12 protein-coding genes are annotated in these 15,317 nt (G+C 59.1%); 5 read left to right on the top strand and 7 right to left on the bottom strand.

Annotation, left to right across the window (positions count from 1 at the left end; all coding sequences use genetic code 11):
- Positions 1–113: 113 nt before the first annotated feature.
- Positions 114–1,655, top strand: coding sequence for an ankyrin repeat domain-containing protein (locus ACR0AC_RS09690; protein WP_480873052.1), 1,542 nt, complete (start codon positions 114–116; stop codon positions 1,653–1,655).
- Positions 1,656–1,721: 66 nt separating this feature from the next.
- Here ACR0AC_RS09690 and ACR0AC_RS09685 read toward each other — a convergent pair whose 3' ends face one another.
- Entirely contained in the window at positions 1,722–3,881 is a 2,160-nt protein-coding gene (locus ACR0AC_RS09685; protein WP_480873050.1) for a hypothetical protein, read from the bottom strand.
- Positions 3,882–4,133: 252 nt separating this feature from the next.
- Here ACR0AC_RS09685 and ACR0AC_RS09680 point away from each other — a divergent pair, with 252 nt between their 5' ends.
- On the top strand, positions 4,134–5,624 hold the full coding sequence (locus ACR0AC_RS09680) for a chymotrypsin family serine protease (RefSeq protein ID WP_480873048.1): 1,491 nt from the start codon (positions 4,134–4,136) through the stop codon (positions 5,622–5,624).
- A gap of 21 nt (positions 5,625–5,645) precedes the next feature.
- Here the strand turns inward: ACR0AC_RS09680 and ACR0AC_RS09675 are convergent, their stop codons facing one another.
- Positions 5,646–6,074, bottom strand: a complete 429-nt coding sequence (locus ACR0AC_RS09675) for a hypothetical protein (RefSeq protein ID WP_170623383.1) — start codon at positions 6,072–6,074, stop codon at positions 5,646–5,648.
- 106 nt (positions 6,075–6,180) lie between these two features.
- On the opposite strand from ACR0AC_RS09675, the gene ACR0AC_RS09670 reads away from it, so the two are divergent.
- A complete protein-coding gene (locus ACR0AC_RS09670) occupies positions 6,181–6,945 on the top strand; it encodes a helix-turn-helix domain-containing protein (protein WP_480873046.1) in 765 nt (254 codons plus the stop codon).
- A 31-nt stretch (positions 6,946–6,976) separates the two neighbouring features.
- Here ACR0AC_RS09670 and ACR0AC_RS09665 read toward each other — a convergent pair whose 3' ends face one another.
- The 5 genes from ACR0AC_RS09665 to ACR0AC_RS09645 are packed head-to-tail and all read right to left on the bottom strand — an operon-like array spanning position 6,977 to position 13,726.
- Complete coding sequence (locus ACR0AC_RS09665) at positions 6,977–8,665, bottom strand: ABC transporter ATP-binding protein (protein ID WP_480873044.1); 1,689 nt, start codon at positions 8,663–8,665, stop codon at positions 6,977–6,979.
- Positions 8,662–9,576, bottom strand: coding sequence for an ABC transporter permease (locus ACR0AC_RS09660; protein ID WP_170453450.1), 915 nt, complete (start codon positions 9,574–9,576; stop codon positions 8,662–8,664). The genes ACR0AC_RS09665 and ACR0AC_RS09660 overlap by 4 nt, the downstream gene beginning before the upstream one ends.
- On the bottom strand, positions 9,573–10,541 hold the full coding sequence (locus ACR0AC_RS09655; RefSeq protein WP_170521055.1) for an ABC transporter permease: 969 nt from the start codon (positions 10,539–10,541) through the stop codon (positions 9,573–9,575). Before ACR0AC_RS09655 ends, ACR0AC_RS09660 begins: the two co-directional genes overlap by 4 nt.
- Positions 10,542–12,095 (bottom strand): ABC transporter substrate-binding protein, encoded by a 1,554-nt coding sequence (locus tag ACR0AC_RS09650; RefSeq protein ID WP_480873042.1) that lies wholly within the window; start codon positions 12,093–12,095, stop codon positions 10,542–10,544.
- Positions 12,096–12,151: 56 nt separating this feature from the next.
- Positions 12,152–13,726 carry an ABC transporter substrate-binding protein gene (locus tag ACR0AC_RS09645; protein ID WP_170631438.1) on the bottom strand — a complete coding sequence of 525 codons (1,575 nt, stop codon included), beginning with the start codon at positions 13,724–13,726 and terminating at the stop codon, positions 12,152–12,154.
- A 238-nt stretch (positions 13,727–13,964) separates the two neighbouring features.
- Between ACR0AC_RS09645 and ACR0AC_RS09640 the strand changes: the two genes are divergently transcribed.
- A complete protein-coding gene (locus ACR0AC_RS09640) occupies positions 13,965–14,402 on the top strand; it encodes a hypothetical protein (protein ID WP_480583467.1) in 438 nt (145 codons plus the stop codon).
- Positions 14,403–14,447: 45 nt separating this feature from the next.
- The gene (locus ACR0AC_RS09635; RefSeq protein WP_170735618.1) at positions 14,448–14,852 is read left to right on the top strand and encodes a PaaI family thioesterase; all 405 of its coding nucleotides are present in this window, start codon (positions 14,448–14,450) and stop codon (positions 14,850–14,852) included.
- Positions 14,853–15,317: the final 465 nt, after the last annotated feature.

Genomic DNA, 15,317 nt, shown 5'->3' with positions numbered 1-15,317 from the left:
GCAGCCACCCGGTCCGCGGAAAGCTGTCATCGGCACCTCTGTAAGACGACTTGTAAACCAAATCGGTTTCTCAGCCCGGATCAGCGGACCGTCGGGCAGCGGAGGGAATACCGATGACCAAATCACTCGACCAACTGCGCCGTGACGCGAAGGCCTTGGGCAAAGCTCTGACTGCGGGCGACAAGGGCGCGATGTTGCGCGTCCATGGCATTGTCAAAACACCCAGAAACGGGGTCTACAAACATGCCGATTGCCTGCATGTGATCGCGCGCGAAACGGGTTATGCCACATGGCCCGCGCTGAAACTGGCCGTCGAAACGCAAGGCATGGACCGGGCGCAGAAACAAGGGCGGCTGCGCTGGGCGCTTTACAACGGCTCGGCGGAAACGGTGGCGTATCTGCTGACGCAGGAGCCTGACCTGGCCGAGGATCAAGTGCCGCTGTTGGTTGCGCTATACGACGTGAACGCGATGCGCCGGGTTTTGGCGCGGGATCCGGGTGCCGCAACGCGCGAATACCCTCCCCGGCGTCCCATGTGCCATCTGGCGTTTTCGCGGCACATCAAGGCCGCCCCCGAGAAAGAAGGCGACATGCTGGCCATGGCGGATCTGCTATTGGCCCACGGCGCAGATGTGAATGACAGCTTTGCCTTCGACCCGGAGTCAGACCATCGCCTGTCCACGCTTTATGGCGCTGTCGGCCATGCGGACAACATGCCCCTGGCCAAATGGCTTTTGGACCACGGCGCGGACCCCAATGACAACGAATCCCTCTACCATTCCACCGAGCTTGGCCATACCGAAGGGCTGCGGATGTTGCTGAACCATGGGGCCGATCCCAAGGGTACAAATGCGCTGTCAAGGGCTATTGATTTCAACAGCACAGAGGCGGTGCGCCTATTGCTGGATCACGGCGCGGACCCCAACGAAGGCATCGCGCCTCACCCGTCGGGTGAGCCATCGCTGGTGATACCCGCCTTGCACCAGACCGCACGGCGTTTGGCGTCGGGTGAGATCGCCCGGCTCCTGCTGGATCACGGTGCTGACCCAAATGCCGTCAGTCGCGGCCATACGCCCTATGCCTTTGCTCGCGTCTTCGGGAACCGGGATGTGGCGGATGTTCTGGAGCAGGCGGGGGTATCCACGCAGCTATCAGAGACCGAGGCACTTTTGGCGCGTACAGCGGATGGAGTGCCAAGGCCCGGCGACCGGATCGATATGACTGCCCTATCGAAAGAGATGACCTATCTTCTGGGCCGTCTGGTGTGGCGAGAAGGCAGCCTGCCCCATATGCAGCGCCTTGTGGAGATGGGCTTTGACGCCAACCTGCCAGATGAGATGGGAATGCCGCCGCTGCATCTTGCCGGGTGGGAAGGGATGGCCGATGTCACGGCCTTTTTTCTGCACCAGAACCCGGACCTTGACCACACCAACGCTTATGGGGGCACATTGCTGTCGACGATCATTCACGGGTCAGAAAACTGCCCGCAACGCGCGCATCGCGACCATATCGACTGCGCCCGGATGGCGTTAGAGCGGGGCGTACCATTGCCCCGAAAAGCCCCGCAATTTGCAACCCGGCCCGAGATGTCTGAATTTCTTACCGTTTGGGCGGACACGCATCCGGATCAGGTTGCGGAACACGGGGTGATTTGACACGCACCGACGAAAGAAAAGCGGCGGCGCAATTCAAGCGCCGCCGCCCGGCTTGCACTACTGGCGTCAGCCGTCCAGGCAGAAGCCTTCGATGTCGCCATTTGTCCAGTTGTTCGGACCACTGTTCAGAATGGTGCGGTCGCTTACATGGATGCGGATGTTGTAGCCGCAGGGATCCATGCCGGTGGTATCAAGCTCCCAATTGCCAGACGCGCCATCGGTACTCAGCGATCCAGCCGCGTAGCTGATCGTGACCGACGAACTGCCGCCCACAAACGGGGGCAGAACCGTCGCCGCAGGTGCGGCGGAAGTGATGACCATGGTGCCGCCCGCAGCCTCGGGCAGCGGGGTCACATGGATGCGCAGGCTTCCGCAGTGATTGCCCGTCATCGAATACGTGCCCGAGATCACTTCGCCAATGCCGAACTTGCCACAATTCCCTGCGCCGCTTGTGATTTCGACATCTGCGCCGGGCCGGGTGTTGTCGACCATAAAGACCGTCGATACGGTTGTGCCCAGAACCGGACCTGCCGGTTGCCGGAACTCGATGAAGACCGAGTGCAACCCGTTCTCCAGCCCCGTCAATGCGCCCAACAGATCGTCGGCGACCGAGACCAGCGGCGAGGCGGCCAGATAGGGGAACCAATCCCCAACCGCGTTGACCGTCTGCTTGACCGAAAACGGGCTTGGGAAGGTGGTAACATCGGCCTCGAACGGGTTTGTGTAGGCCCGTGGTGCGATATCGGAAGGTCCCTGGATCATGATCCGGTACTCCATCGCGCCTGCCGGGATGTTGAAGGCCCGGCCCTTCAGCAGCGTCCGCCCGCCAAACGGCGCATCGTCGGCATTGGGGATGATACCGCCCACGCCCGCGCCATTGGCATATCCCATGGCGTTGATCTGCGGGATCGGCATGTTTCCGATGGATTCCAGGAAGGGCAGGAACTGTCCGGGCACGCCGCCTTTCGGAAGATGTTCGACCTCGATCGTGCAATCGGCCCGGTCGCCCCAATGGGGCACGAAATCCGGATCATTCGGCGCGGGCGGGACGGCCCAGGACAGGATACCGCGAATCCGCGCCTGCCCGGTCATGCACCATTCTTTGCGATGATCATCCAGATCCACCGGCAGCGAGGCCTGATACCACAGCCCGTCATCCGGGATCTGATCGATATTGTGCACATCGACCCAGGTGATGCCCTGGAATTCCCAGCCCGATCCGAAATCAAGGTAGAAGGCGACATATTCCCGCGACCCTTGCGAACACAGATCGCCCGAATAGCCACTGGCGCGCTTGATCTCGATCACGCCATGCAGGTGCGAGGTGTCGCGATCCAGACCAACGCAGTGAAGCTCTTCATATGTCGTGTTGAAGTCGGGCTTCATGATGAAGTCATCGAAATCCGAAAGGTCGATGTCAAAATCCGGTATCTGGAAGGCCGCCATCGTCTGGCTTGCGGCGATATCCGTGCTGTCGGCCGCAAGTTTGACCATGGTGGGAAAGACATTACGCAGAACCTGCATCTTGTCCGCCCGGTCGGTCTTTTTCATCAACTGCGCCAGCGAGGCCGCCGGTTTGTTCGCAACCAACTGGGTTTCCAGCAGCGATGTCGCCTGCTGCAGCACTTTCGGATCGATCTGTTGAATGCCGATATCGGTGATATGATCGATCAGGTTGCATAGGAACGGGCTTCTGGGGTTGATCTGAATGTCGCGCTCCAGCCTGTTGCCCCAGATCGGCAGCCAGTTCGGCATGTTGGCCGGCGGGACCACGTTCCAGGACAGAACGGCCCGAACGGTCGGCAAAACCGGGTCGCGGTCGCAACATGTCCGTTTCTTGGGATCGACCTTGATCGACACCGCGTAACACAGGTCATCCTTGAACCCAAGGTCATGGATGTTGAAGCTGTTCACCCCGCTGTCGACCCACACGCCGTCACCGTAATCGAGGTAAAAGCGCACATATTCCTGCGACCCGTCGGTGCAGGGCCCGCCGCCATAGCCATCGGCCTGCTTGATCCGCACAATCGCGGTCAGGATGCTGCTGTCGGGGTTGTAGCCGATGCAGGTCAGTTCTTCGAACGCGACGTCCTGAATCTTTTTCAGAACCGGCTTTTGCAGCCCTTTCAGGTCCAGTTGGGACAGGTTGCCAAAATAGTTCGGGTTCTGAAGCAGCCTGAAATTGGCAGAGGTTCGAAGTTCAATTTCCTTGCTGACATCCGTCATGGGAATTCTCCAATAAATGCTTAAAATAAATAAAAAACATGCAGTCAAAAATACCTGCACAGGTTGTATTATACACGATTTTGGCTGATTCCGCGACTGCCCGTTGGGGCTTGGCTGCAAATGGCCGATGCCAGCGCGGCACAACCTGGCGGTGATGCAGGCCTGGCCAATCTGTGCTAGTCTATGGGTAAGCCAAGCGCACGAACACTCCTGATAGTTGCTGACTTTTTTCATGCCGTAGGAGGGCTTTTGATGGTTACCCCGAACGCCGAAGGCGATCTTTATCCGCTGCTCAGGGCCTACAAGAAACAGCATTTGGGCAAGGGTGCGTTTCGACGATATGACGCCCATGCGATTGGGATCGGGCAGAAAATCGTATCGGGCAAACCAACCGATACGCTGTGCCTGCGGTTCTATGTCAGCTGCAAGCACCCGACAGACCGAATAGCGCCGGATCGCCGGGTGCCCGCCGCATTCCGAACTTGGTCGCAGCGCGACGGGCGCGAGGTCGAATTGCCGACCGATGTGATCGAGCAGCCCCCGATGCGCTTTACCGCCGACCCGATAGACAGGTTCCGCCCTGTTCCGGGCGGGGTCAGCGGCGGCTCGGTCTTTACCGGCACAATCGGCGGCTGGGCGTGGGACCGGACCGATGCAAGCTTTGTGATGCTGACGGCATGCCACGTCGTAGGTTTTTTTGACGTCGTGGTCCTGTTGAACGGACCGATGCTGCAGCCGGGCTTGTCGGATGGCGGCGATGTGACGGACGACCGGGTGGGAACCGTCAAGCGGCTGATCGAGTTGCAGGCAGGCGAAACCAGAACCGTCGACGCAGCCATTGCCGAACCCACTAACACCGACATGGTGCAAACGGTTGTGCTGGACGTCGGCTCGGCGATCTATGCGGTGGACACGCCCACGCTGGGCATGGCTGTGCAGAAGTCGGGCAAATCCAGCGGGTTGACCCAGGGCCAGGTTGTCGATGCGGATGTGGACACTGCCGTGTTTCTGGCCGACGACATTTTCTTTTTCGAGGATGCCGTGCAGATTCAGGCCTCTGACGGCGGTGTTTGGGCGGAACCGGGCGACTCGGGCTCTGTCGTTTTTTCGCAGGCGGGGTTGCCCACGTCCTCGGCCATCCATCCGGCTGTGGGGCTGCATTTCGCCAGTTCCACGGATGCGGACGGGCTGGCCTGCAAGATGCGAAATGTTTTCGAGCAGCTTGATCTGGCACCGATTTGCGATGGCCTGTTTGCCGACTTTGTCGAAGAGATGGCGGTTGCGCCGGGCTTCACCTCGCCCGATGCGGATGTGTCACCGGCTGCGAGGCTGCATCCGTTCACACCGCGCGAAAGACGCTGGGCAAGGGCCGGGTCGCCGGTCCGTGGTCTTGGGCGCGACCTGCAGGCCCGTCTGGACGGATCGGGCAGCGGGCGTCAGCTGAACACTCTGGTAAGCGCGCACCGCGCAGCCCTGACCGAGTTGATGATCCGAAATGGCGATGTGCGCCGCGCCGCGGTTACCGCCATAGGCCCGATCCTGTCCGGGGCGGTCACCACAAGTGACGTGCTGTCCCGACGTATCTGTGCCCAGGATGTCAAGCGGCTGCAAAAACTGATCCATGAGATCGAACGATCCGGCGATGAAAAGCTGGTGGCGTCGGTGCAGGCCATGGCCAAAATGCTGGAGGTGGTCGAGGGCAAGTCCCTGTCCGACCTGTTCGAACAGGGTGCCGCTTATTGAACGGTTGGGCCGAACTCAGGATCAGGTTGCGACAGGATTGCCGTCTGGCTGCGTTCGGCAGGACCACAGGATCAGCAGCAGGAAGGACAGGTTCAGCACAACGTTGAACGGCGCGCCCACAAGGATGGACCCCGCGCTATCGGTGCAGAACCATGTCCACGCAGCAATCTTTGCAACCTTCGCGGCCACCGTCGCCGACAAAGGCGCAACATGGGTACCCAACGCCCATTGCATAGCGCCCAGCCCGGCTGTCAGACCGCCCGTGATCGCCAGCAACAATGTGGTCGGAGCGGATATATCCGAAGGAACTGTTTGGAACGGCCAATACGCGACCGTCAGAAATATATGCGCAAGACCGTGCAAAGCCGGAAGCGCGGTAAGCGCGAATAGAACGCCGGTCACGATCAGAATAATGCCGGACAAGCGCATTGCGGAATGTTGTCGGGTCATGGTCCCCTCCTGTTCAAGACCCGTCCTTGATGCGCCATGGCTCGAGCGCAAAGCAATTACGTCAGAGGTAAGTGATTTCTGCACCCGCGCTTGCTAGGCTTGCGTCATGACCCCGTATCCCAGATTGCTGAAAGAGTGGCGCAAGCGGCGCAGGATGAGCCAGCTTGATCTGGCGGTTGAGGCTGATGTCAGCGCCCGCCATATCTCGTTCCTAGAAACCGGCAGGTCCCGGCCCAGCCCGGACATGATCCTGCACCTGTCCGAGGTCATGGATGTGCCGGTCGATGCGCGCAATCAGATGATGCGGGCCGAGGGGTTCGCCGCTCGATTTGCGGCGACGCCCTTCGATGATGCCGCCATGGCCCCCATCCGCAGCGCCGTGGACTGGACGCTGAAACAGCATGAACCTTACCCGGCAATGGTGCTGGACCGGCTGTGGCACCTTGTTCGGCTGAACAAACCCGCCGAAATGCTGTTTGCACCGCTTGGGATCGCGCAAGGTCAAAGCCTTCTGACGCTGATCACCAGCCCACTGATGGCCGAGCTTGTCGAGAACTGGCCCGAGGTGGCCCATCACACAATGCTGCGTCTGCGGTCCGAAAGCGCCAATGCCGGTGGCCTGCCGGAACTGGACGCCGCCGCGCGGGCTCTGGCGGAACAGGCGCAGATTGGCAGTGACGCCGCCTTTGGACCAACCATTCCGACGATCTATCGGTTTGGCGGCCAGCGCGTTTCGATGTTCGGCACCATCGCGCAGTTCAGCACCGTTACGGATGTGACGCTGGACGATCTGAAGATCGAACTGTTCTTTCCATCCGATGATGCCAGCGCGGATTTCCTGAAAGCTCTGCCCCGTTCGGCGCAGCATTGAGGGCGCCCTGAGCAGCAATTGACCAGTGCCACTACGCCAGTTGTTTCAACCGGGGCATCAAATCCAGCAGCTCTTTGGTATAGGCATGCTGAGGGGCCGAGAATAGGGCATCGGTGTCCTGAACCTCGACCAGTTTGCCCTGTCGCATGACGCCCACCCGATCACACATCTGCCGCACGACGGGCAGATCGTGGCTGATAAACAGCATTGTCAGGCCAAGGTGATCCTGTAGGTCCTTCAGAATGTTCAAAATCTGTGCCTGAATCGAGACGTCCAGCGCGCTTGTCGGCTCGTCACAGATCAGGAACCGGGGCTGCGTGGCCAGCGCGCGGGCGATACAGATGCGCTGGCGCTGCCCGCCCGAGAATTCATGCGGGTATTTGCGCCAGGCATCCTTGGCCAGACCGACCCAATCCAGCAACTCGCGCACGCGCGGCTCAACGGCGGGTTTTGGCAGGATTTTGTGGTGATGGATCGGCTCGGCCACAAGGTCCCCGACCTTCATGCGGGGGTTTAGGCTTGAGAACGGGTCCTGAAAGATCATCTGGATCTGGCGGCGATAGGCCTGCAGTGCGTCCGCCCCCATGGCGGTCACGTCCTGCCCATCAAAGATCACTTGGCCACCGTCCACCGGATAAAGCGTGCCGATCATCCGTGCGACGGTGGATTTGCCGGACCCGCTTTCGCCAACAAGGCCGAACACCTCGCCGTCGCGAATGTCGAAACTGACCTGATCGACGGCGGTAAAGTACTTGCGTTGCGATGGCAGCAGACCGCCCTTTTGCAGGAAGGTCTTGGTGATGTTGTCGACCTCAAGCAGCTTACCGGATTTAGACAGATCGGTCTTGTCCCAATGCGCTGCCAGATCGTCGATCTTGAAGGTCCTTTCTCGCTCGCCATAGCTGACCACCGGAAAACGCTCGACCTTTGTATGCGGGCGCGGCACAGCGGCAATCAGGGATTTGGTATAGTCATGCGTCGGCGCGCCAAGGATCTGATCGGTCGTGCCGCTTTCAACCACATGGCCGGAATACATCACGGTCACTGTGTCTGTGGTATCGGCAATGACGCCCATGTCGTGCGTCACAAGGATGACGCCTACCTGACGTTCCTTGGCCAGTTCCTTGATCAGATCCAGCACCTGCGCCTGCACGGACACGTCCAAGGCGGTCGTAGGCTCATCTGCGATCAACACGCTGGGTTCGGTACACAGCGCAAGCGCGATCACCACCCGCTGACGCATCCCGCCGGAAAACTGGTGCGGGTATTGATTGAACCGATCCGCCGGGTCCGGGATGGACACCCGATCCAGCAGGGCAATGGCGCGTTTCTTCGCCTCGGACGCCGACAGGCCAAGATGCAGCTGGATTGTCTCGACCAATTGTTCGCCCACCGTGAACAGCGGGTTCAGGGAGGTCAGAGGGTCCTGAAAGATCATCCCGATCTCTTTGCCCCGGATTCTGCGCTTGTCCTCGGCGTCCAACTCGTCAATCCGGCGACCGTTCAGCCAGACCTCGCCCTCGGAGACATGGGCCGGAGGGTCCAGCAGGCCGATCACGGCGTTGCCGGTCATGGACTTTCCCGCGCCGCTTTCGCCGACAACGCCCCGGATTTCACCGGGATGTAGGTCATAGGTCACATGCTCGACCGGCTTGAAGATGCCGTGGCGGGTGGGGATTTCCACCGTCAGGTTGCGGATCGAAAGAACGGGGTCGGTCATTTCAGCCTCGGGTTCAGAACATCGCGCAGCCAGTCGCCAAGCAGGTTCACACTCAGCGCCAGCGCCAGCAGGGTGCAGGCGGGGAAGAACAGGATCCACCACTCACCCGAGAACAGGAAGCCCTGCCCGATACGGATCAGCGTGCCCAGCGACGGTTGCGTAGGCGGCGCACCAACACCAAGGAAACTGAGCGTCGCCTCGGCAATGATCGCCAGCGCCAATGAGATGGTGGCGATCACCAGCACCGGTGACAGCACGTTGGGCAGGATATGGCGCAACATGATGGTCAGCGGGCTTTGCCCAATGATACGGGCGGCGGCGACGTAATCCTTGTTCTTTTCCACCAACGTGGCACCCCGGACGACGCGTGCGAACTGCACCCAGTCGGACAGGCCAATGGCAAGGATCAGCACCCAGATCGCCATCTGGTCTCGGTATTCAATGGGCGTGATGCCCTTGGCGATGCCAAAGATCAGCATGGCCAGAAGGATTGATGGGAAGGTCAGCTGCACATCCGCCGTACGCATGATGATGGTTTCGGTCCAGCCGCCGAAATAGCCGGACAGCAAGCCCAGAATGATCCCCAGAACCATGGCAAACAGAACCGCCGCCACGCCCACAAACAGCGAGATTCGCATGCCGTAGAGAATGGTTGAGAACACATCCCGGCCCTGATCGTCGGTGCCCATCAGAAAGCTTTCACCGGTAAAGGCGTTCGGCTCCATCGGCGGGGTGAAGCCATTCATCAGGTTCAGGCTGGCCGGATCAAACGGGTTCGTCGGCGCAATCAGCGGTGCAAGGATGGTGGCAAGGATCAGGACCAAAGCCACCGTCGCAGAGACTATGGCCACGGGCGAGCGGCGAAAGGCGTAGAACTGGTCGCTGTCCAGAATGCGTTTCACACGGCTCATGCGCTGACCCTCAGGCGCGGGTCGATGAAGGCGTAAAGGATGTCGACCGCAAGGTTGATGGTGACGAAGATGACCGAGATCATCATCAGGTAAGCTGCCATGACAGGGATATCCACGAACTGGATTGCATTGATGAACAAAAGGCCAAGGCCTGGCCACTGGAACACTGTCTCGGTGATGATGGCGAAGGCGATGATGGCCCCCAATTGCAGGCCAATGATGGTGATCACGGGAACCATGGTGTTTTTCAGCGCGTGGCGGAAGTTGATGGTCCGGTCGCTCAGTCCACGGGCGCGGGCAAAGCGGATGTAGTCCTGCCGCAGCACCTCGAGCATCTCGGACCGCACCAGCCGCATGATCAGGGTCATTTGGTACAATCCCAGCGTGATCGCGGGCAGGATCAACGCCTTGAGGCCACTGGCGGTCAGGAACCCGGTGTTCCACCAGCCAAGGTCAACGACCTCACCGCGCCCAAAGCTGGGCAGCCAGCCCAGTTCGACCGAGAAGACGTAGATCAACAGAATACCGATCAGGAAGGTGGGCAGAGACACCCCGATCAGCGAGGCCGACATGATGAAATTCGCCGCAAACCCGTCCCGCCGGATTGCGGTAAAGACGCCCAGCGCAATGCCCAGAACAATGGCAAACACGGCTGACACCATTGCCAGTTCCAGCGTCGCAGGGGCGCGTTCGGCCAGAATCTCGGCCACCGGGCGACCCTGGCGGAAGCTGACGCCGAAATTGCCCTGCACCGCCTCTTGCAGGAACTTCACATATTGCACCGGAAATGGCTGATCGAGGCCCAATTGGCTGCGCAGACGTTCCACGTCTTCCATGGTCCGTTCCTGCCCCAGCATGTTGTCGATCGGATCACCGACAAAGCGGAACATGGAAAAGGCGACAAGGCCCACGACGAACAGAACCAGCGCCGACTGGGCCACGCGCCTGATGATGTATGACAGCATTTAGTTGACCGTGACCCAGCGCAGAAGAAAGAAGTTGTCGGGCCGTTGCGTCAGCTCGATATTGCTGCGGGCACCCCAGACCAAAGGCTGAACGTAAAGCGGCACATAAGCTACCTCGTCCTGCAGGATACCTGCGACCTCATCCAGCATTGCCTGACGTGCGGGTTCGTCAATCTCGGACTGGATCAGCGGCAGCAGTTCATCCACGCGAGGGTTCGAATAGCCGCCAAAGTTCCACGAACCCAGCTTCTTTTCCTCATTCGGGGTCGCGGCGAGAAAGCGCACGGGATGTTCGGCATCAAACGTGCCAGGCGACCAGCCCAGAAGATACATGTCGAAATTGTCGGCCCGCAGTTCCGGCCAGTAGTTTTGCACCGGCATCGCATCCAGCGTCACATTCAGCCCGGCCTGAGTCAGCATGGCGGTGATCGCCTGACAAACCGCTTCATCATTCAGATAGCGATTGTTGGAGCATTTGAAGCTGACCTCGGCCCCCTCTGCCCCCGCTTCGGCAAGCAGCGCCTTGGCCCCGTCGGGGTCATAGGCGTAAGGGTTTGAATTGGCCGCTGAATAGCCGCGCATCGCCGGGCTGACCAACTGGCTGGCTACCTCGGCATTGCCACGCATGATGGTCTGAAGGATGGCCGGAACGTTGACCGCCTTGGCCACCGCCTCGCGGGTTCGCGGATCAAGGAACAGGTCAGAATTACCCTGCCCGGCCTCGCTTGCGCCTTCCTGCTGGTCAAAGCCCAGCATAATCACGCGCGCTTCGATCCCCTGAATGACCTTTACATCCGGGTTGCCCTGCAAACGGGCGACGTCCTGAATCGGGACCGGGTTGATGAAATCCACATCGCCAGACAGCAGAGCCGCCAGAGCGGTCGCCGGGTTCTGGATCGGCACAAGTTCGGCGCGGGTCAGGTTGTGCTCTGCCTCGTCCCACCAGCCCTCGAAAGGCTCAAGGACAGTACGCAGCCCCGGTTCGCGTGCAGTGACGCGAAAGGCACCGGTTCCGTTGGCGTTGAGCGTCGCATGGTTCCCGGCCTCTTTGTCGGGAAGGGCGGCGTCGTTGGCCTCGGCCCAGCCGCTGTCCATGATCATCCAGTTGGCGATGCTGTCAGGAAAGATCGGATTTGGCGCGGTGGTCATCACATCGACGGTGTAATCGTTAACTTTCACCACCTCACTGACCGGCGCGAACCAACTACGGGTGTCTGAATTTTCATCGGACGCGCGCTGATACGAGAAAATCACATCATCGGCATTGAATTCGGACCCATCATGAAATGTCACGCCCTCGCGCAGCTTGAACCGCCAGCCTGCACCGTCCCCGATGGTTTCCCAACTGGTGGCCAGCGCCGGTTCGATGGTCATATCCTTGCCCCGACGCACCAGCCCTTCGTAGACATTGTTCAGGAACCCCAGAACAGGGGCGGAATTCACCGCATGAGGGTCCATCGTTTGCGGATCGGTGGTGACGGCAAAGGTGAACTCTTCGGCCGCAACCGGCATGGCAAGCGCGCCCAAAAGCGCGGCAGTGGTCAGACGTTTCATGATAGCTCCCACTTTTTTGGTGCCGGGCCTCGTACCCCGAGGCCCGGCGACACGGGTTAGTTCAGGCCGAAATGTTTCACCATCGGCTGATCTTCGGGATCGACGTTGATGTCCAGATTCTCGGCCATACCCCAGTTCAGCACCTGATGGTGGATCGGGATATACAGCTGTTCATCCTGCACCACGCGCCAGATCTCGGCGATATCCTGATCGCGCGCAACGAGGTCCGTGTTCGAGGCCAGAGACTTGATCTTGGCGTCCAGCTCGTCATTGTCAAAGCCGGTTCCGTTCCACGTGCCAATGTCGCTTTCACGACCGTGAACCAGGAAGTTGAAGATGTACTCCGAGTCATAGGTCGGAACACCCCAGCCCAGCATGTAGAAATCGGTCTTTCCATCCGTGATCAGCGGGAAGTGCTGCGCCTTGGGCTTGGCATCCAGATTCACCGTGATGCCGATCTGACCCAGCATCCCGACAGCGGCCTGACAGATGCCTTCGTCGTTGATGTAACGGTCATTCGGGCAATCCAGCCGGATCGAGAATCCGTCGGGATACCCCGCCTCGGCCAGCAGGGCCTTGGCGCCTTCGACATCCGTGCTGCTTTCACCGTCCATCTCGGCCGTCCAGCCATTCACGAAGGGCGGCGCGATCATCCCGGCGGGTTGCGACTGACCGCGCATGACCACCTGCTTGATGGCGTCGCGGTTGATGGCCTTGGACATGGCCTGACGCACGCGCACATCGGCCAAAGGATTCTTGCCATCGACATTATCCGCTTCGATGTCATCCCCGCCCTGGTTCATGCCAAAAAAGATCACCCGGTTCTGAGGTGCCTGTTTGACAACCAGACCATCCACGGCATTGACCCGGTCGAGATCCTGAACCGGCATGTCCTGAAGGAAATTCACCTCACCCGACAGCATCGCCGCGACGCGGGTCGCGTCGTTCTGGATCGGCGTATAGATGATTTCGCTGATCGCCATCGGGAACTGATCGCGGCCCCAGTAATCCTCGTTCCGCTGCATCACGGTTTTCACGTCCGGCTCGCGGCTGACCAGTTTGTAGGGCCCGGTACCGTTTACGTTGGTGGTGGCAAAGGTAATCTCTCCGCCTTCGAAATCCTGCACATCGACCGTGTTGTTCGCCTCGGTCCAGCCCTGATCCATGATGAACAGGTCCGTCAGGTTCGCCGGCAGGATCGGGTTCGGGCCGTCGGTCACAATCTCGACCGTGTGGTCATCGACAGCGCGCACTTCGACGATCGAGTTGATCAGTTCCTTCATGTCCGAGTTCGGCTGTTTGGCACGGTTGATGCTGAACACCACGTCTTCCGCCGTGAAATCGGCCCCATCATGGAACTTCACGCCCTGACGCAGGTTGAACACCCAGACATTGGGATCACTCTCACTGGGGGCCCAATCCGTGGCAAGTGCAGGCTCAAAAGCGCCGGATGTATCGCGGATAATCAGCGGTTCATACATCTGATGGCGCACGGTATGCGTGGGCCCTTCGTTTTGCGAATGCGGATCCAGCGTCAGCGCATCGCCCGAGCGCGCCCAGCGCAGGGTTTCCGCACTGGCCAACGTCGTCGACGTCATCAGCACCGCAAGTGCAAGCATTGGTTTGTTCATAATTTCCTCCCTTTTTGCAGTCATTTAGCTGCACCGAATTCACGATGCAGTGCCGCAAATTTCTGTGATTGTTATGGGAGTGGATAGCATACCAACTGCGAGAGCATGTCAATCATTCTGGGTCGGGTCCCCTGAATCGGTCTGGGCCTTGGGCCAAGAGGGCTGGTGTTCGCTCGGATGCGCCGACGGGTTCAATCCCTGTTTTGAGGGTGCTCCGCAGCTGATGGTTATTCCGATAGTGACTGACAACTATTGCGCTGATGATAAAGTAGGGCGCATGCGTGCCTTCGAAATTCTCTGGATCGTTCTGTTTCGCTTCAAGCCAATTGCCAGAGCTTGGGCCATCTGCCTGATACTTGTGAATCTGGCCTCTCTGCTCTTCCTCGATTCCTATTATGCTTGGTTCAACCTTGTCGCGGTCGGGGTCGGTATTTCGCTGATGATCGTGATTTACTTCAGATTGGGTTTTGTCAGGCTGCTTGGCGCAGGCCACTTTCTATGGGTCCCAATGATCGCCTATTTCGTTTCTAATTTGCCGGACAAAGACACGGACCCTGCGCTTTTTTGGTGGGTTTGTGTTCTTGCAGGCTTCAACAGTGTTTCATTGGTCATTGACGCAATTGATGTTGCACGGTTTTTGAAAGGCGAACGCAATCCGCATTACGTATGGCAATAGAGTAAGCCAATGACTGAAGTCAGATCATCAAAGAACCAAACACAGATGCCGCACAAAGATACTCAGGACTGGCTACCGCCCTATTCTCAATCATTGGGGCTAGAGCTGAAATCGGTTGAGCCAGAAAAAGTCATTGCCACTTTGCGTGTCAGACCGGACATGGGCAACCGGAACGGCGTCATGCACGGTGGGGCGATCATGGGGGCAGCGGACTCGATTGGCGGTGTTGCGGCGGCTCTGAACCTCGAAGAAGGGGCCAGCACCACGACATTGGAAAGCAAAACCAACTTTATTCGGCCAATTCAGATCGAAGACCAGATCACACTGACCTGCATTCCGTTGCACCGAGGTCGGAAGACGATGATATGGCAAACCACTGTCGCGCTGTCGGACGGCCGCCCGGCTGCCATTGTGACACAGACGCAGTTGACGCTGACCTGGTCAGATTGATGGTGCTAAGTCGACTTTGACTGTGCTTTTTTCTTTCGACGTTTTGGCAAGTCCCGGTCCATCTCGACAAACGCGACATGAAAGAGATCCCGCAGCTCGTCCTTCTTCAGTCCGGGAGATCCCTGTTCCTCGTCCAATACTATGACGCACTGGTGATCGTGATGATTCACGTCAGCGTTCTCGCTCGTTTGAGCCTTGCGAAGAACAGACAAGACATACGGTATCAAATTCTCTCCTCCCACTTATTTGCCCAAGCTTTGCCGCTGCGGGCCACATCCGAGCGCAACTGGTGAGGCAGGCTCTAGGATCCCCTTCCGTGAGTGCTTCCCGCAGCGACACCGCGGATGTAGGGGTTTCGTTTTGAGACGTAAGGGGGAAGGAATCGACGATTTGCATCAGTTTTTGACCGCGCAGTCAAAATAACCAGCGATAGTTGACGCTTACGTCAACTTGTTAAGGAAAGTG

The organism is Ruegeria sp. H7, from assembly GCF_056532945.1.
This window is presented reverse-complemented; position numbering and strand designations above follow the sequence as displayed.

Excerpts from the sequence above, each read along its gene's own strand:
- ACR0AC_RS09690 (WP_480873052.1), top strand. The coding sequence starts at position 114 with ATGACCAAATCACTCGACCAACTGCGCCGTGACGCGAAGGCCTTGGGC.
- ACR0AC_RS09685 (WP_480873050.1), bottom strand. The coding sequence starts at position 3,881 with ATGACGGATGTCAGCAAGGAAATTGAACTTCGAACCTCTGCCAATTTC.
- ACR0AC_RS09680 (WP_480873048.1), top strand. The coding sequence starts at position 4,134 with ATGGTTACCCCGAACGCCGAAGGCGATCTTTATCCGCTGCTCAGGGCC.
- ACR0AC_RS09675 (WP_170623383.1), bottom strand. The coding sequence starts at position 6,074 with ATGACCCGACAACATTCCGCAATGCGCTTGTCCGGCATTATTCTGATC.
- ACR0AC_RS09670 (WP_480873046.1), top strand. The coding sequence starts at position 6,181 with ATGACCCCGTATCCCAGATTGCTGAAAGAGTGGCGCAAGCGGCGCAGG.
- ACR0AC_RS09665 (WP_480873044.1), bottom strand. The coding sequence starts at position 8,665 with ATGACCGACCCCGTTCTTTCGATCCGCAACCTGACGGTGGAAATCCCC.
- ACR0AC_RS09660 (WP_170453450.1), bottom strand. The coding sequence starts at position 9,576 with ATGAGCCGTGTGAAACGCATTCTGGACAGCGACCAGTTCTACGCCTTT.
- ACR0AC_RS09655 (WP_170521055.1), bottom strand. The coding sequence starts at position 10,541 with ATGCTGTCATACATCATCAGGCGCGTGGCCCAGTCGGCGCTGGTTCTG.
- ACR0AC_RS09650 (WP_480873042.1), bottom strand. The coding sequence starts at position 12,095 with ATGAAACGTCTGACCACTGCCGCGCTTTTGGGCGCGCTTGCCATGCCG.
- ACR0AC_RS09645 (WP_170631438.1), bottom strand. The coding sequence starts at position 13,726 with ATGAACAAACCAATGCTTGCACTTGCGGTGCTGATGACGTCGACGACG.
- ACR0AC_RS09635 (WP_170735618.1), top strand. The coding sequence starts at position 14,448 with ATGCCGCACAAAGATACTCAGGACTGGCTACCGCCCTATTCTCAATCA.